The organism is Photobacterium iliopiscarium, from assembly GCF_003026395.1.
GTDB lineage: Bacteria > Pseudomonadota > Gammaproteobacteria > Enterobacterales > Vibrionaceae > Photobacterium > Photobacterium iliopiscarium.
Genome location: NZ_PYOO01000002.1, coordinates 95,175 through 113,309 on the forward strand (window position 1 = coordinate 95,175; position 18,135 = coordinate 113,309).

Genomic DNA, 18,135 nt, shown 5'->3' on the forward strand with positions numbered 1-18,135 from the left:
TTAAACTCTTTTTTCACACCACTTTTCATATTTTACCGTTTTTTTTGCAACAACCATCAAAATATTCATCAATGCCATCATCAAAAAGTTAAGATTTTGAAGTTCGAGACGATAGATCAATCAAACTAACGTAACATTATAAAACTCAATTATAACAACAAAATAAATCGCTTATAGTCATTATTTTTATGACTAATCATCATCGTTATAAAGAATATTATTATCAATGATCGCAATATTCTCAGCCTTTCTGAAATTAGGGATATTATGAAAAAAAAATCTCAAACCTCGGTCATTCGTCGTATGTACCTAGGTTTCACTATCTTAGTCTCGTTATTTGTCGTTACTGTTATGTTCATGCTTGATGGTATTGATCGGATACATAACCAGTTAAAATCAATTACCACAGATGCTCTCCCTTTAGTTTCAGCATCACATAACGTTAGCCTACAATTACTTGTCGCAGATAAAATATTTAAAGATTATCTGACCAGCCAAGATCCCCAAGTAATGACCGCTTACAGTACTGAATTTGAACAACAAACGACGGTTTTTCAACAAGCACGTAATCAACTACAACAAGTGACAAAGAATAACCCACAATTAAAAAAATCAATTCAGGCGTTAACCGCATTAGAACAGCGTTACTTTACTGAAGCGACAGTTGCAATGACAAATTATCGGTTGTTGTTACTTGCCACTAATGAGCGCCAACAATCTTCACGTCAATTTCAACAGCTACAAACAGAACTTAACATTGGTATGAAAGAGTTCATTAACGAGCAAGATAACCTTACGGTCAAAATGCTATCTAAAAACTATTTCTTAAAATTAAAAGAAACCGAGACAATCACTTTAGATGCGTTAGCTTCTGATGACACGACAGTAATAGAAAAAGCCATTAAAAGTAATAAAATCAGTGTTAATCATCTTAAAAACACCTTCCGTTCATTATCAGTATTACAACCTGAGTTAAAGCAAGCCTTTAATAAATCAGTCGAGCAATATAGCCTTGATATTGGGCGAGCCGGTGGTGTGCTTGATCAACATTTTGAATATATTCAAGCACAGCATCGCCTTTACAGTAATATTGCAACGTTAGCGAAAGAAATTAACCAAGCAATGGATCTTGTAGGGAATTTTAATAAACAAGCGAATAGTCAAATGAGCACGACCATTGCAACGGCCGATATGACCTACACTGAAGTAGTGACTAAAGCCATTATCATCGGTATCGCGGTTATCTTGTTAGCGATCATCGTCGGTTGGTATTTAGCCCGCAGCGTACGTCGTCCTTTAATGGCAATATTAAAAACATTAGAAGCATTAACCACTGGCAATATGACTCAACGAACAGAAACCAGTGCCTTCATTGAATTTAGTCAGCTTAGTCATCACATTAATATGCTGGCTCAAAATTTACAGCAAATTTTAACCCAAATCAGCCATACATCAGCAGAATTAAGTACTGTTGCAACGGAAAATCACACCACAACAGCTGAAGCAAAACAACGGTTAAACAACCAACGTCAACAAACAGCTTCAGCTGCAACAGCAATGGTTGAAATGGAACATTCGGTCACTGATGTATCGAAAAATATCCAAATCACCATGGAGCGAGTTAATGAAGTAGAACAAGCATCAGCAACGGGTCGTGAAGTCATGACCAGTAACATCAATACCGCTCACCAACTTTCAACCCGCTTAGATGAATCCGTCCATGCCGTTGAACAATTACAAAAAATGAGCAGTAATATTGGATCAATTTTAGATGTTATTCGTAATATTGCCGATCAAACAAATCTGTTAGCACTTAATGCCGCCATTGAAGCCGCCAGAGCCGGTGAACAAGGGCGTGGATTTGCCGTGGTCGCCGATGAAGTTAGAGTATTGGCTAAACGTACCACTGATTCCACCGCTGAAATTGAAGCAATGATCAAAAACTTACAAACCAGCTCAGGCCAAGCAATGAACATGATGCAAAGTTGCGTTATTGAAATGGATAATAGTATTAGCCTTGCTTCTAATGCCAATAGTTCAATGGAAGAAATTCAAGCGATTATTATTGAAATCAGTGATATGAGTAGTCAAATTGCACAAGCAGCAGAAGAACAACGTTGTACCACTACCGAAATTGCCCGTAGCTTAGAAGATATTAGTCACATTGCTGATAATAGTTATAACACCATGGAAGAAATGGCAGATACAGGAGTGAAACTCGAACATTTAGCCACCGAACAAAACACTCTCGTTAGTCGCTTCAAATTATAACAATATAGCTCACCGATCATGTTTGTAATCCTCTCTAGATCGGTGAGTTTACTTCATTTTTATCACCTCACTGCAATCGATTGCTTTTTAAAGCAGCAATTAACCACATTGTTTGATTTATCAACTTTACTTCGGCGGGCGTTACTTTTAGAATCGGACAAATTTTTTGGGAGGGAAGAAAAAATGACGATGTTAACAATTACACGTCCAGACGACTGGCATACACATTTACGTGATGGCGATGTACTCGCTGATACAGTTCGTGATATTAGCCGTTATATGGGTCGCGCGATTATCATGCCAAATCTTATTCCCCCTGTTACAGATACTGAGTCGGCTTTAGCCTACCGTAACCGCATTCTGCAAGTAAATCCTCAAAGTAACTTCTCACCGCTAATGGTTATTTATCTCACCGATAAAACATCAGCTGAAGAAATTCAACGAGCACATGCCTCTGGTCATGTTTACGCCGCCAAGCTTTACCCTGCGGGTGCCACCACCAATTCAGATTCAGGCGTTACTTCAATCAATCATATTCGCCCAGCATTAGAAGCGATGCAACAGGTCGGCATGCCGCTACTGATTCATGGCGAAGTCACCCATCATGATGTTGATATTTTTGATCGTGAAAAAGCGTTCTTAGACACCGTATTAGCACCTATCGTTAATGAATTTACAGCGTTAAAAATCGTGCTGGAACATATCACTACGGCTGATGCGGTTGAGTTTGTAACCAATGCAGGTCCACATGTTGGGGCGACCATTACTGCGCACCATTTAATGTTTAACCGTAATCATATGTTAGTCGGCGGTATTCGTCCTCACTTCTATTGCTTACCGATTTTAAAGCGTAATACTCATCAACAAGCTTTAATTGCCGCAGCAACCAGTGGCAATGCGAAGTTCTTCTTAGGCACAGACAGCGCACCCCATGTAAAAGGACGCAAAGAAGCAGCTTGTGGTTGTGCAGGATCTTACACCGCCCATGCGGCAATTGAATTATATGCTGAAGTATTTGAACAAGCAGGCGCACTGGATAAATTAGAAGCCTTTGCCAGTTTCAATGGTGCTGATTTTTATGGCCTACCCCGTAACACCGACACCATTACATTAACCAAAGATGCTTGGAAAGTTGCTGAAGAAATGCAATTTGGTCATGATACCGTGGTGCCAATTAAAGCCGGTGAAATGATGACTTGGAAAGTACTCGCTTAATTCAGTTGCTCTAATGATGATAAAAAAAAGGCTTCCTCTTTAGGAAGCCTTTTTAGTTTATATTATTGTTCGTTTAAATCCTCTTTACTTTACACTATCGGCTGTTGTGCTGTTTGATCTGCTGGTATTTTCAATTTATGAAATAAGCGGTATAGCACCGGCACTACAATCAATGTCAGCACCGTAGCAAAGCTCAATCCGAACATAATCGTAACCGCCATCGGCTTAAAGAAAACATCGGGCAGCAAAGGTAACATACCTAAAACAGTGGTTATCGCTGCCATACACACAGGGCGAACACGACTGACTGCTGCATCAACCACCGCGAGATATTTCTCTTTGCCGCTGGCGATCTCAATTTCAATTTGATCTAACAATACGATACCGTTTTTTACCAGCATTCCCGATAGGCTCAAAAACCCAAGTAATGCCATAAAACCAAAAGGCGTATTCAGTAGCAGTAACCCTATCGTTACCCCAATAATCGCCAGTGGTACCGTTGCCCACACAATCAGTGCTTCTTTAACTTTGTTAAACAAGAATATTGTAATTAAGAACATGGCTAAATAACCCATTGGCATGGTTTGGAATAGTGACGCTTTAGCATCAGCGGATGATTCATACTCACCGCCCCACTCCAAGCTATAACCTGCGGGCAAATCAATGGTTTCAATAAGAGGTAAAAGACGCGCTTGAACCGATGCCGCTGTTTCATCACCTAAAGGATCAGGATCCGCCATAATGGTTAGCATACGTTTTCGATTTTTACGCACCACTAATGGATCTTCCCAGCGCACATTAACGCCTAATACCACTTGTTGTAATGGAATATAACCTTGAATGGCTGGGCTCCAAATCTTCATGCCTTCAATGGTACTAATATCAACCCGTTCTTCTTCTGGTAATCGGGCCACTATTGGCATCAAGTTTGTTCCTTCACGGTACAATCCAATGTTAATCCCTGAAAACGCCATTTGTAGCAGTTCATCAACCTCTTTTTTAGTAATACCATAGCGTCTGGCTTGGCTTTCATTAAACACAGGCTCTATGACTTTAGTACGCTCTCGCCAGTCATGACGAATATTAAAGGCGCCAGGATCAGCATTCATTATATCAACCACTTGCGAGGCAATACCACGCAGAATTGTTGGATCAGAGCCCACAATTCGAGCTTCAATTTTAGAACCCGATGACGGGCCTAACATCACCTGTTTGAGTTTGTATTCAACCTCAGGATGGTCTTTATTCATCGCTTGACTAAATTTACGCATAACAGGGATCACATCTTCAAAGCGCTTAACTCGAACAATCAATTCACCGTAAGACGCATAGCTTTTCTCCGGCGCATAGGTCAGCATAAAACGCTGTGAACCTTTACCCGCACTTGAACTAACATAATTAACACCGTCTTCTGCATTTACCACTTTTTCTAACGATTTCAAAGTATCATTAGTGGCGCGAATATCCGTCCCTTCCGGTAACCACACATCGACCATAAACATGGGTGTTGTTGAGGCAGGAAAGAATGATTGTTTCAATAACGTAAAGCCGTATAAGCTACCACCAAGCATCAAAATCAATGTCAGTATCGTTAACCATGCGCGACGCATACAAAACTCTAGCGACTTTCGGTATACCACAAAGAAAATACCGCTGTAGGGATCTTTTTGATTTTCGCCTTGTTCAACGTTGACATTTTTAAAGAAGATATCAGCAAAGAAAGGCGTTAATGAAATAGCAGTAAACCAACTTAACATCAGTGAAATAAGCAACACGGTAAATAAAGTTCGGCAATATTCACCAGTTGAATCTTGCGACAAACCAATCGGCGCAAAAGCCATCACCGCAATCACGGTTGCGCCCAGTAACGGCCACTTAGTTTGAGTGACAATGTCTGAGGCAGCTTGCGCACGCGTTCGCCCCTTTTGCATCCCGATCAGAATCCCTTCAACTACTACAATGGCATTGTCCACCAGCATACCCAGTGCGATAACCAATGCACCTAATGATATACGTTGAAGATCTATTGCCATCCACTTCATAAACACAAAGGTGCCAAGTACGGTTAATAGCAAGATAAGGCCAATTAACAGCCCTGAACGCAACCCCATAAAAAACAGCAGTACAATAATAACAATCGCAACCGCTTGGCCTAAGCTAACCACGAAACCACTGACTGATTTATCAACTTCTGTCGGCTGGCTATATACTTCATCGATATCGATACCAACAGGTTGTTGTTCTTTGAGCTCTGCCAATCGCTGCATCACGCGTTGACCTACTTCAACAACGTTAACACCGTCGACAAATGACACCCCCATATTAAGCGCTTGATGACCATCAAAACTGACTAAATTATCAGGGATCTCTTTGAAACCTTTTTTAATATCAGCAACATCACGCAAATAAATTAATCCATTTGCGCCTTTATCGGTAATAATTAAATCACCCAACTCATCAACATTCTTAAACTCACCCGTTGGATGAACCCGAACATATTCATCACCAATACGTACAGCCCCCGCACTCGTGACTAAGTTTTGAGTCGCTAAAATGTTATAAATGGTATCCAATGAAATACCTAAACTGCTTAAACGTTGCATCGATATTTCAATAAATACTTGTTCTTGCTGATTACCGGTAACAGAAACCTTACCGACACCATCCACCAGCTCAATTTCACGCCGCAGATAATCAACGTAATCACTCAGCTCTTTGTAGCTATAACCCTCACCTGTAATCGCCAATAAAATGCCAAAGACGTCGCCAAAATCATCAATCACTTTTGGCTTTGCTACTCCTGGCGGTAAGTTTGATGAAATGTCATTAACTTTTCGTCGTAACTCATCCCAAATTTGCGGTAAATCATCAGGTCCATAATTGTTTTTCATCGTCACTGTGATTTGAGAAAGCCCTCGACTAGACAGTGAATTAACTTCATCAACATAAGTCAGTTGCTGAATCGCTTTCTCTATCGGATAAGTCACTTCTTCTTCTACTTGTTGCGGTGTAGCCCCAGGATAAGCAGTAACAACCATGGCATCTTTAATCGTAAAAGCCGGATCTTCTAACTGTCCAAGACCAAAGAAAGACACAGTGCCACCAACTAAAAATATCAGTGTAAGCATCCAGCTAATCACTTTGTTTTTAATAAAATACGTCGCGATATCTTGTTTCATTACTGTGCCTCCTCCTGAGTAAATACCACCACTTTCTGTCCATCTCTTAAGCGGTTAACGCCTGTAACAACGACTATTTCCCCTTCTTTAACGCCGGATTTTAACCGCACACCTTCAGGTACAACCTTATCCGTCACAATTTGACGTTTTGACACCGTATTATCAGCAGAGAGCACCCATACATATTTATTTAATGAAGCAAGATCATCGCCATCCAAATTAAATAAGGCCTCTAGTGGCACTATTTGTTGCCCTATCGTATAAACTTGTAACTTCTGCGCATCGGCTTCAACTTCAATCGACATACCGTCTAAAATGAACTGATCTTTAGGCATTGGCATGGTTAAAGTCACCAGAAATGAACCGGATGTGGGATCAGGTTCGGTCGTGAACTCTTTTAATGTCACCGCATATTTTTCACCATTAGGTAAAATCGCTTTCGCGGTAGCACGTTGCCCTTGATCAACATCCAATATACTTTGCTTGGAGTAAATCATATCGGGTGCTTGAATTTCGATATCGACAGAATCAGTACTATGGATATTCATCATTTGCTGACCAACTTTGATATTCTCAAATTGCTCAACAGGTATAATTGAAATCACACCACTAAAAGGGGCTTTAAGTACCGTAAAACTGAGCTGTAATTGGGCTAAATCAAGGTTAGCTTTTGCAATACTTCGCTTGGCCTTTAACTCATCAAATTGAGACTGAGGTAAATAACCATTTTTTAATAATGTTGCTGAACGACGATATTGGCTATTTATCACATTGTATTTGGCCTGAGCATCATCAACTTCTAATTTAAAATCACTGGGATCTAATCGAGCTAACACTTGGCCTTGTTTAACTCTATCTCCTGAGCGCACTAATATCTGTATCACTTCTCCTGCAAGACGAAATGATAAAACTGATTTATCAGCGGCAGATGCCACCGCAGGAAAGGTTAATTTAGGTGATTGTTTCCCTGATTTAACCTGCTGTACTTTTACCAACGGTTGCTCTTGACGCGGCTCAACACTCGGCTTATCACACCCGAAAAGTAACAACGCGGTGCCAATTGACAGTGCCAATAAACTGTAACGTTTGATCATAGTCCTCGCTCCTTGATCCATGAGCGGACCTTTTGACCTGATTGCAATTCAGAAACACCCGATGTTGCTATAACATCACCATCATTCAGCCCTGCAATAACACGGTTATTACTGTCTAATGTCACTTCGGTTCTTACAACTTGCTGCTTATCATCAACACGCCACACATAGCTTTTATTACCGTCAACCATGATGGCTCGCACTGGGATTGCACCCGCTTTTCCTTGCGGCAATACAATAGATACGCTGCCAGACATTCCCGGCATAATATTACTGCTTTCAGGACGTGCCATTGAGAGTGTTACTTTATAACTGGATGTTTTACTGTCAGGCTCAGTATCAATTTCTTTAAATTGGGCAGGAAAGGTTTGATTAGCTAAAGTATCGAATGCAACAGTAGGGTTAATATTTTCAGCATTACCTTGAAAACGCGCTAAAAGATAATCAGGAAGCTGAAATGTCATATTGATTAATTTAGCACTTTGAATATGCATGACGGGTTGTTTAGCACCAATATATTCATAGTTTTCAACCATAGACAAAGAAATATGCCCATCATAAGGTGCAATTAACTTGGCATAACTTAAATTTGATTTTTCTTTATCTAATGCGGCCTTAGCCTGCTTCAGGTTGGCTTTCGCAGTATCATAATCAAGTTCTGATACCACTTTTTTCTCACGTAATTTTTTATCGCGCTTAAATTGCACACTGGCTAAATCATATTTTGCTTGTGATTGTTTCACTAACAATGACAATTCATCAGTATTTAAGCTCGCAAGTCTCTGCCCTTTAGTCACAAACTGACCCGGATGGACATCAACACTCGCAAGTTGACCTGAAACACGAAAGGCTAAAACGGCTTTATCGCCAGCTTCAACAATGGCGGGAAACGCACGTTGTGATTCATTATTACTCACTGAAACTGATTGTAATTTTACGGGGCGAGATTCAGGTTCAGCAATCACGGCTTGATCATCCTTGCACCCACTTAATGCTAAACATGTAAGCAATGCCGCAAAAAAGCGATATCTCATACTACTCTCCATGATGTTTCATACTGAATATTTACTATTGTTAAAATATTGTATGAATGAAATATATCTATGAATAATAGAAGTGGATAACCTAAAAATCTCTTTTAATTGATTAGAATAGAGCCAATATCACAATCCTTACTGATATAAAAAAGACAAAAAAAGGAGCTCAAGGCTCCTTTTATTCAATTATTCTTAAATGGCTTATTTTGCCATTTCAGCTATGTTTACACGCCATGTATCAGGGCCGGTTTGATGAGCATTAACACCTTCAGCATCAACAGCGACAGTTACTGGCATATCTTCTACTTCAAATTCATAAATCGCTTCCATGCCTAAATCAGCAAAAGCGACCACTCGCGCTTTTTTAATCGCTTTGGCAACAAGATATGCTGCGCCACCTACCGCCATTAAATACACCGCTTTATGGTGTTTAATCGACTCAATAGTTGCAGGTCCACGCTCAGCTTTACCAATCATGCCCGTAAGGCCGGTTTCGCCTAACATCATTTCGGTAAATTTATCCATTCGAGTTGATGTCGTTGGTCCAGCAGGGCCGACAACCTCATCACGAACAGCATCAACTGGGCCAACGTAATAAATAAAGCGATTGGTAAAATCAACACCTTCAGGAAGACCTTCACCATTAGCGAGCATTTCTTGAATACGCTTATGGGCAGCATCTCGACCTGTTAAAATCTTACCGGATAGTAAGACTGTTTCGCCTGAACGCCATTCTTGTACATCAGCTTTGGTCACATTATCAAGGTTCACACGACGAACATTATCACCAACGTCCCATGTCACTTGTGGCCAATCACTAAGCTTTGGTGGTGTCAATTCTGCGGGGCCTGAACCATCAAGCGTAAAATGCACGTGACGAGTAGCGGCACAGTTAGGAATCATACAAACTGGCTTAGAGGCGGCATGCGTTGGCGCACTTTTAATCTTAACATCAAGTACAGTGGTTAAACCGCCAAGACCTTGCGCACCGATACCCAAACGATTGACACGATCATAAATATCTAACCGTAATGCTTCTTCTGTTGTTTTTGCACCACGTTGTTGTAGCTCATGAATATCAACCGCTTCCATCAATGATTCTTTAGCAAGTAGAGCGGCTTTTTCTGCTGTACCACCAATACCAATACCTAGCATACCTGGAGGACACCAACCCGCCCCCATAAGTGGTACTGTTTTTTCTACCCACTCAGCAACATCATCAGAAGGATTAAGCATCACCATTTTGGTTTTATTTTCAGAACCGCCGCCTTTAGCCGCAATTTGAATATCAACTTTATTCCCAGCAACCATCTCAACATGCACTACCGCAGGCGCATTATCATGGGTATTTTTACGCGCTCCCGCAGGATCGGTAACTACAGATGCTCGCAATGGGTTATCCGCATTGGTATAAGCTTGACGAACCCCTTCATCAATCATTTGCTGTACAGTTAAATCACTCTCCCACTGCACATTCATACCAATTTTCACAAAACAAGTAACAATGCCAGTATCTTGGCAAATAGGTCGTCGCCCTTCTGCTGACATACGAGAATTAATTAAAATTTGGGCAATAGCATCTTTTGCTGCTTGGCTTTGCTCTTTATTGTAGGCTTTTTCTAATGCTTGAATAAAATCTAAAGGATGGTAGTAAGAAATATATTGTAAAGCATCAGCCACGCTACTGATTACATCTTGTTTACGGATGACGGTCATAATTACCCTCGTTAAGTATTATCATTCCATGGCGCCCTATTTAAATCTTCCAAATTGTAGGGTATTGAACAACAAAATAGTGCCGTTCAATCTTGGGCGTCTTTCGCCGAATATGATACTCTTGCCCATAACATTGCGCTATGCGCCAATCAAACCCTTGTCACAAAAAAGAAAATGATTTGTAAATCACATCCAGAATTAAGCATTATCTCATTACCCTATTCAAAAAATGCCGGACTTTCATGGTTTGCGCCATTATCGGGATTACCTTGGGCAATGATATTACGTTCAGCTGCAGAAACGCATCCTGATAATCGTTATGATATTTTAGTTGCAGATCCTTTAGCCACTGTTGAGTCGCAACACGATACGACTAATATTAAATTCAAAAATGGTGATCAACGTACTACTTCTGATGATCCTTTTATGGTAGTTAACGATCTACAACATGAGCTATTACCGTCACTTAGCACAGAATTAAACCTTCCATTTTTAGGTGGTGCATTAGGCTATTTCAGCTATGACTTAGGTCGTCGAGTAGAGAAAATTACCACCACCGCAACTCATGACATCCACTTACCAGAAATGGCGATTGGTATTTATGATTGGGCTCTCATTGTTGATCATAAATTACAACAAACATGGCTTATCGAACCCAAAAATAGCCACCGTTTAGCATGGTTAACCCAACAGCATTCACAAGCATCACAATTCGACAACCAAAATACACCATTTAAATTAACATCTTCATGGTCATCCAATATGACCAAAGAGGATTACTGCCATAAATTTAACACCATCCAATCATACTTATTATCCGGTGATTGCTACCAAATTAATCTGGCACAACGATTTAAAGCCCGTTATCAAGGTGATGAGTGGCAAGCTTATTGCCGTTTAGATACCGCAAATGGTGCGCCATTTTCTAGTTTTATTCGCACAGATAATTGTGCCATCTTGTCAGTATCTCCCGAGCGTTTTTTACAATTAAAACACGGTAAAATTGAAACAAAACCAATTAAAGGAACCCGTCCTCGTAGTGCAAATCCCATTGAAGATGATGCCAATGCACAAGCGCTTCAACAAGCGCCTAAAGATCGCGCAGAGAATGTAATGATCGTTGATTTATTACGTAATGATATTGGTCGAGTGGCGACCCCTGGCAGTGTTCATGTACCAGCACTGTTTGCGATTGAAAGTTTTCCCGCCGTGCATCATTTAGTCAGTACCGTTACAGGTCAATTGGCCAGTGATTATTCAGTGACCGATTTATTACGGGCTTGTTTCCCTGGTGGTTCCATTACTGGTGCACCAAAAGTAAGAGCAATGGAAATCATTGAAGAGCTAGAACCTCATCGGCGCAGTATTTATTGTGGCAGTATTGGCTATATCAGCCGTTGCGGCACCATGGATACCAATATTGCGATTAGAACGCTTGTTGCTTATCAACATAATTTATACGCATGGGCTGGCGGTGGTATCGTTGCAGACAGTGATGCAGAAAGTGAATACCAAGAAACTCTCGACAAATTAAGTAAAATTCTGCCAACCTTATAATAACGTTAAATAGAGTTTAAAAAGGGTAATGGAGACTTTAATGGGTGAACAACAGCAGATTTTAACGCGATTTCTTATGGCGCCAAGTCAACAGTATGATGCTAGCCATAAGCGTAGAATCGATCATCATTTTACTGATGATGTACTGTTTAAACCCGCCGCTGTTTTGATCCCATTAGTGCCGAGAGAGCATGGCTTTAATGTGGTATTAACTCGTCGAGCCGAACATTTAAAACACCACCCGGGACAAATTGCTTTTCCGGGGGGGCGTTTTGAACCTCAAGATAGTGATCTTATCACCACTGCATTACGTGAAACATTTGAAGAAACTGGTATTATTTGTCAACGCAATAACGTTATCGGTCAATTACCCCCGTTAGCAACAATCAGCGGCTATATGGTGACACCATTCATATCAACAATTAGCAATAATTATGCCGCTAAACCTGATCCGGGAGAAGTTGATGCTATCTTTGAAGTGCCATTAAATTACCTGCTTGATCCCAAGAACATCCACGCTCATCAGTTTCGTCTTCGCGGTGAACCCCACCGTGTTTATGCCATTCCTTATCACAATTATTCCATTTGGGGTGCAACAGCTCAGATGATTAAGCTGTTATCTAACCAAATATGGGAAGATAAAAAATAACCAAATAGACGTTTTATCTTAATCTTACAAGCCTATTTTTGTGACGTGTGTCTGATTTATTTGTATCACAAAAAGTTCGTATTACAGAACGAGATCTTTATCCTTGTTTTCCCCCCGTAAATAGCGACAATGCGCTCGTTCCTATATTTCGTTCCGTTCCCTTTTATTGGATATCACAGTATGCAAAACACATCGACGACGTCAGTAACAAGTACGACAAAAACCAGATGGACCTATAAAGATTTCACATGGGCTCTTTCTTTGTTTGGTACTGCAGTAGGTGCCGGTGTTCTATTCTTACCAATAAAAGCAGGTGCGGGCGGTTTCTGGCCTCTAGTTATTTTGGCTCTTATTGCAGCACCAATGACTTGGTTTGCACATAAAGGCCTAGCGCGCTTTGTATTATCATCAAAAAACCCACATGCTGATATTACAGATACTGTTGAAGAGCATTATGGTAAAACAGGTGCTAACTTAATAACTTTCGCTTACTTCTTTGCTATCTACCCTATCGTATTAATTTATGGTGTTGGTATTACAAACACGGTTGATTCATTCATGGTTAATCAACTAGGTATGGAATCAGCACCTCGCTGGCTACTATCTGGTGTATTAATTTCACTGATGACCGCCGGTGTAGTATTTGGTAAAGAACTAATGCTGAAAGCAACATCAGCCATGGTTTATCCATTAGTTGTTATTCTGTTAATTCTTTCTGTGTACCTAATTCCTGATTGGAATATGTCAATGGTACAAACAGAAGCCGATTGGTCAGCAATGCCAACAATTATCTGGCTTGCCATTCCAATCATCGTATTCTCATTTAACCACAGCCCAATTATCAGTCAGTTTGCTAAAGAACAACGTCGTATTTACGGTGATGACGCCGTTAAGAAAACAGACATGATCACTGGCGGTGCAGCAATGATGCTAATGGGCTTCGTGATGTTCTTTGTCTTCTCAGTTGTACTTTCAATGACGCCTGAGCAATTAAACATGGCAAAAGAGCAAAATATTTCAGTGCTGTCATACTTAGCTAACGTAAAAGATTCACCTGCAATCTCTTACTTAGGTCCACTCGTTGCATTTGCTGCGATCACATCAAGCTACTTTGGTCACTTCCTTGGTGCACACGAAGGTCTTGTTGGCTTAACAAAATCTCGCTCAAATATGCCAGTGGCTAAAATTGAAAAAATCTCACTAGCTTTCATTGTGATCACAACGTGGATTGTCGCTATCATTAACCCAAGTATCTTAGGTATGATTGAAACAATGGGCGCACCAATGATTGCCGGTATTTTATTCCTGTTGCCCGTTATCGCGATGCAAACAGTACCCGCAATGGCTAAATACAAAACATCAGTATTTGCTCGTATCTTCACAATTTCATGTGGTATTGCAGCAATCACTTCTGTTATTTACGGTGCATTTTAATTTAGCTATTAAAAATGTACTGATTACGAATAATTAATCATATAAAAGCAAAAATATGTGCTAGTACTCATGGTGTTTACTAGCACAAATAACGTAAAATAGACGATACTTAAGAGTAATTATGTTTAACGCATTGTTACTCTTTTAGTTTAAGTGCGCTCGCCAAGGAAGGAGCGAGGATATCAACGAATAACAGTCTTTACTGGAGGCAAGAACCGCTTCCCCCACGACTGAGGTAATAACATGATCAGTATTTTCGATATATTCAAAATTGGTGTAGGCCCTTCCAGTTCACACACTGTTGGCCCAATGAAAGCAGGTAAAGAGTTCATCGACGACTTACGTGCGTTAGGCCAATTACGTGACGTGACAAAAATTACCGTTGATGTTTACGGCTCTTTATCGCTTACAGGTAAAGGTCATCACACTGATATCGCTATCATTATGGGTCTTGCTGGCAATTCACCTGAACATGTTGATATTGATAGCATTCCTGAGTTTATCTCACGCGTAGAAGAAACAGAACGTCTTCCCGTTGGTATGCATTGCCATACGGTTGATTTTCCACGCGATGGCGGTATGAATTTTCATACAACTAACCTTTCTCTTCATGAAAACGGTATGTCAATCCATGCTTGGATTGGTGATGACGTGGTTTTCTCTAAAACGTACTACTCAATCGGTGGTGGGTTTATTGTTGATGAAGAAAACTTTGGTAAAGAACAAACAAATACAGTTGAAGTTCCCTACCCTTTCTCTTACGCCTCTGAATTGCTAGATCAATGTAGTGAACATGGTCTTTCTGTTAGTGCGCTTGTTATGGCTAACGAACGCGCAATGAATGCAGAAGATGAAATTAGCACATACTTCGCTAAAATTTGGAAAACCATGCGTGAATGTATGGAACGTGGAATGAACGTGGAAGGTATTCTTCCAGGGCCACTACGTGTTCCTCGTCGCGCAGCAGCATTACGCCAACAACTGATTACAACAGAAAAACTAAACAATGACCCAATGACAGTCGTTGACTGGGTTAATATGTATGCATTTGCGGTTAACGAAGAAAATGCAGCCGGTGGCCGAGTAGTAACAGCACCCACCAATGGCGCTTGCGGTATTATTCCTGCCGTATTAGCTTACTACGACAAATTTGTGCAATCTGTTGGACCAAAAGAATACACTCGTTACTTCGCAGCATCAGGCGCTGTCGGTGGTTTATACAAGCGTAATGCTTCTATTTCTGGTGCAGAAGTGGGCTGTCAAGGTGAAGTCGGTGTAGCTTGTTCAATGGCTGCTGCTGGTTTAGCTGAGCTTATGGGCGGAAGTCCTGAGCAAGTATGTATGGCTGCTGAAATTGCAATGGAACATAACCTAGGCTTAACCTGTGACCCAGTCGCAGGACAAGTACAAGTTCCTTGTATTGAACGTAACGGTATTGCGGCAGTAAAAGCAATTAACGCAACCCGTATGGCACTTCGCCGTTCATCAGCACCACGAGTATCACTTGATAAAGTAATCGAAACGATGCTTGAAACAGGTAAAGACATGAATGCTAAATATCGTGAAACATCACAAGGTGGCTTAGCAATTAAAGTCATTTGCTAAACACAAGATATTGAGCTTATAACTAAAAAACTATCTTCGGATAGTTTTTTTGTTTCTGAAGTAGATATTCATCTAAAAAACGCAATTATACTCAACACGATGCATTGTTAATCAATATGCAACAGTAAAAAATTAAGATATTCATTCAAATCATATCAATAAAAACATTAGCTCTGCTCATTGTTTCTTATATCATCAATTGCACCTATTCTTTCGTTTCTTTTAGTCCTATACTCAATTAAACATACTCATTATCATTAATGTAGTGTAAGCATGGATGCGTATATCGCCTTTACATCATTGATGTACGATATGTAATGAAGGATTTATTCCCTTTATAGAGAAGCAATATTGCTATGAAATATAAGCGTATCCTCTCGCAGAGCCATGTCGTTCTGAAAGAGTTTTATGTCGATCATCATTTAATTGTGAAATTATCAAATGCAGAAGGTAATATTCACATTAATGGTCATGTTATAGATATAAAAAATAATAGCATTTTAGTTATACCTAAATTCAGTCATATTTCTTGTTCAATTAATCAATTGAACAATCAAGAAAATATTGAACTACAAATTTTAATGATCAATGAAGAATCAATAACTGAAGCGTTTAAATATATTAGCGCTCTAAAACAACCAACCTTAGCAACTTCAAATTGCTCACCCATTTATCTCATTGATTCATCAGAAATTGTTGAGCAAAATTTCGCATTATTTAATCAGCTATTGCCTAGCATTAGTGGATCAACAATGGAGCAAACTTTGCTGAGCCAATGCTTAGTATTCATTTTGATTGCACTTAATAATACTGGAATTGATGTTTTTAATGTTTATCGTTTTAATTATGATGAACCTAAAGAGCGAACTATCGCAAGATTAATTACTCAAAATCCTCAACGCAAATGGAGCGTTGACGATATGGCAAAAGCACTGTTTACAACGCAATCAACCTTGCGTCGTCATTTAGCAAAAGAAGGTGTTTCATTTAGCCAGTTATTGCTAGATGTTCGAATGGGACTTGCACTTAACTTTTTAACTTTTTCTAATTATTCTATATCGCAAATCGGTAACCGATCTGGGTTTGGTAGCGCAGCTTATTTTTGTGATGCATTTAAACGTAAATATAATGTAACACCATCACAATTTAGAACCAGTTCAAGAAAAGAAAATGATATGGATGCTGATGGTTGTTTTACCTGTAAAGATCACACTGAATATTTACCTGAAGTGTGTCATTAGCAACCATCATTCAATAAAAAAACCTCGTCAATGCGAGGTTTTTTTATACGTCATAAAAAGCAGATATAAAAAAGCCCCACTTCAATAAGCAGGGCTAATTTTAAATCGTAACCGGTTATGCTACAGCGTTAGCTTGTTGTAACTCACGATCTTTAGGTGCAACACCTACAGGTAGAATCACACGACCGTACTCTGCATTTAATACTTGTGCCATTGCAAAATAGATAGCACTTAAACCACAGAAGATACCTTCGATACCCGCAATAAAGCCAATCGTTTCATTACCTGTAAAATCACGCGCCGCAAGTAAGAAGAATAGAATCGTTAGAGAACCGAAAACAACTTGCTTTGCTGGTGGATAACGTAAAGAACCAACATACATAAATGCTGTAAACACACCCCATAGTAGTAAGTACCATGCCATGAACGGTGCTGGGCTTGCCGCAAAGCCAAGTTTTGGCAAGATTAGTAAACCAACTAATGACAACCAAAATAAGCCGTAAGAAGTAAATGCTGTGGTGCCAAAAGTATCACCACGCTTAAAGCACATCATACCAACAAGAACTTGCCCTAAACCGCCATAGAAAATACCCATAGCTAGAATCATCGAGTCTAGAGGAAAAAATCCAGCATTATGAATATTCAGTACAATGGTCGTCATACCAAAGCCCATTAGACCTAATGGTGCTGGATTAGCAAGTTTTGTAGACATTTTTTTCCCCTACAGGATTTACAACAAAAATAATAAAAATTAAAAATATGTGCGCATATTTATGCGCGGCGGATCTTAATGTAAGCCGCGAAACAGATCAATGCTTATATCACTAAAACCAGCATCTAAATTAAAAAATCCTATTAAGGTATTAAAATAACAACTAAGAGTTATGACACTGAACGCGTAATTTTATTTTCTTTATTAAAATCACAGTTATGTTACATTTTTGTATATACAAACCAAAAGCAAAATCACACAAAACATTGATTTTAAAACATTAATTTAATTTATTATTTATAATGAAAAAATATCACTCCCATTTCCACTTAAATTTATTTGATAATTTAAAATTAAACTTTAAGAAATATCCTTTAAAAATCGATTTTTCTAAAATATAGAGCTAAAAAAAAAGCAACTTAAGT

Annotated in this window: 12 protein-coding genes; 7 read left to right on the top strand and 5 right to left on the bottom strand. The window is 39.6% G+C overall.

Translation table 11 applies throughout. From position 1 onward, the window contains the following. Positions 1 to 303 precede the first annotated feature (303 nt). Complete coding sequence (locus C9J51_RS03805; protein ID WP_045039368.1) at positions 304 to 2,271, top strand: methyl-accepting chemotaxis protein; 1,968 nt, start codon at positions 304 to 306, stop codon at positions 2,269 to 2,271. A gap of 183 nt (positions 2,272 to 2,454) precedes the next feature. Beyond that, entirely contained in the window at positions 2,455 to 3,486 is a 1,032-nt protein-coding gene (pyrC, locus tag C9J51_RS03810) for a dihydroorotase (RefSeq protein WP_045039367.1), read from the top strand. A gap of 89 nt (positions 3,487 to 3,575) precedes the next feature. Here pyrC and C9J51_RS03815 read toward each other — a convergent pair whose 3' ends face one another. From C9J51_RS03815 to C9J51_RS03830, 4 genes are all read right to left on the bottom strand, one after another. Then, positions 3,576 to 6,665, bottom strand: coding sequence for an efflux RND transporter permease subunit (locus tag C9J51_RS03815; RefSeq protein ID WP_045039366.1), 3,090 nt, complete (start codon positions 6,663 to 6,665; stop codon positions 3,576 to 3,578). Then, complete coding sequence (locus C9J51_RS03820) at positions 6,665 to 7,759, bottom strand: efflux RND transporter periplasmic adaptor subunit (protein WP_181314799.1); 1,095 nt, start codon at positions 7,757 to 7,759, stop codon at positions 6,665 to 6,667. Before C9J51_RS03820 ends, C9J51_RS03815 begins: the two co-directional genes overlap by 1 nt. Next, entirely contained in the window at positions 7,756 to 8,793 is a 1,038-nt protein-coding gene (locus tag C9J51_RS03825; RefSeq protein ID WP_045039365.1) for an efflux RND transporter periplasmic adaptor subunit, read from the bottom strand. Before C9J51_RS03825 ends, C9J51_RS03820 begins: the two co-directional genes overlap by 4 nt. A gap of 204 nt (positions 8,794 to 8,997) precedes the next feature. Then, a complete protein-coding gene (locus C9J51_RS03830) occupies positions 8,998 to 10,512 on the bottom strand; it encodes a fumarate hydratase (RefSeq protein ID WP_045039364.1) in 1,515 nt (504 codons plus the stop codon). A 174-nt stretch (positions 10,513 to 10,686) separates the two neighbouring features. On the opposite strand from C9J51_RS03830, the gene pabB reads away from it, so the two are divergent. The 5 genes from pabB to C9J51_RS03855 all read left to right on the top strand — a co-directional run bounded on the left by pabB (position 10,687) and on the right by C9J51_RS03855 (position 16,998). Next, the gene (gene pabB / locus C9J51_RS03835; RefSeq protein ID WP_045039363.1) at positions 10,687 to 12,069 is read left to right on the top strand and encodes an aminodeoxychorismate synthase component I; all 1,383 of its coding nucleotides are present in this window, start codon (positions 10,687 to 10,689) and stop codon (positions 12,067 to 12,069) included. Positions 12,070 to 12,109: 40 nt separating this feature from the next. After that, on the top strand, positions 12,110 to 12,718 hold the full coding sequence (locus tag C9J51_RS03840) for a CoA pyrophosphatase (protein ID WP_045035592.1): 609 nt from the start codon (positions 12,110 to 12,112) through the stop codon (positions 12,716 to 12,718). 180 nt (positions 12,719 to 12,898) lie between these two features. After that, on the top strand, positions 12,899 to 14,152 hold the full coding sequence (locus C9J51_RS03845; protein ID WP_045035593.1) for an aromatic amino acid transport family protein: 1,254 nt from the start codon (positions 12,899 to 12,901) through the stop codon (positions 14,150 to 14,152). A 243-nt stretch (positions 14,153 to 14,395) separates the two neighbouring features. Further along, positions 14,396 to 15,757, top strand: a complete 1,362-nt coding sequence (locus C9J51_RS03850; RefSeq protein WP_045035594.1) for an L-serine ammonia-lyase — start codon at positions 14,396 to 14,398, stop codon at positions 15,755 to 15,757. Between the two features lie 356 nt (positions 15,758 to 16,113). Continuing rightward, on the top strand, positions 16,114 to 16,998 hold the full coding sequence (locus C9J51_RS03855; RefSeq protein WP_045035595.1) for a helix-turn-helix domain-containing protein: 885 nt from the start codon (positions 16,114 to 16,116) through the stop codon (positions 16,996 to 16,998). A gap of 115 nt (positions 16,999 to 17,113) precedes the next feature. Here the strand turns inward: C9J51_RS03855 and C9J51_RS03860 are convergent, their stop codons facing one another. Next, positions 17,114 to 17,710, bottom strand: coding sequence for an acetate uptake transporter (locus C9J51_RS03860; protein WP_045035596.1), 597 nt, complete (start codon positions 17,708 to 17,710; stop codon positions 17,114 to 17,116). Between the last annotated feature and the right edge of the window lie 425 nt (positions 17,711 to 18,135).

Coding starts and splice junctions, on each gene's coding strand:
- C9J51_RS03805 (WP_045039368.1), top strand. CDS start 304: ATGTACCTAGGTTTCACTATCTTAGTCTCGTTATTTGTCGTTACTGTT.
- pyrC (WP_045039367.1), top strand. CDS start 2,455: ATGACGATGTTAACAATTACACGTCCAGACGACTGGCATACACATTTA.
- C9J51_RS03815 (WP_045039366.1), bottom strand. CDS start 6,665: ATGAAACAAGATATCGCGACGTATTTTATTAAAAACAAAGTGATTAGC.
- C9J51_RS03820 (WP_181314799.1), bottom strand. CDS start 7,759: ATGATCAAACGTTACAGTTTATTGGCACTGTCAATTGGCACCGCGTTG.
- C9J51_RS03825 (WP_045039365.1), bottom strand. CDS start 8,793: ATGAGATATCGCTTTTTTGCGGCATTGCTTACATGTTTAGCATTAAGT.
- C9J51_RS03830 (WP_045039364.1), bottom strand. CDS start 10,512: ATGACCGTCATCCGTAAACAAGATGTAATCAGTAGCGTGGCTGATGCT.
- pabB (WP_045039363.1), top strand. CDS start 10,687: ATGATTTGTAAATCACATCCAGAATTAAGCATTATCTCATTACCCTAT.
- C9J51_RS03840 (WP_045035592.1), top strand. CDS start 12,110: ATGGGTGAACAACAGCAGATTTTAACGCGATTTCTTATGGCGCCAAGT.
- C9J51_RS03845 (WP_045035593.1), top strand. CDS start 12,899: ATGCAAAACACATCGACGACGTCAGTAACAAGTACGACAAAAACCAGA.
- C9J51_RS03850 (WP_045035594.1), top strand. CDS start 14,396: ATGATCAGTATTTTCGATATATTCAAAATTGGTGTAGGCCCTTCCAGT.
- C9J51_RS03855 (WP_045035595.1), top strand. CDS start 16,114: ATGAAATATAAGCGTATCCTCTCGCAGAGCCATGTCGTTCTGAAAGAG.
- C9J51_RS03860 (WP_045035596.1), bottom strand. CDS start 17,710: ATGTCTACAAAACTTGCTAATCCAGCACCATTAGGTCTAATGGGCTTT.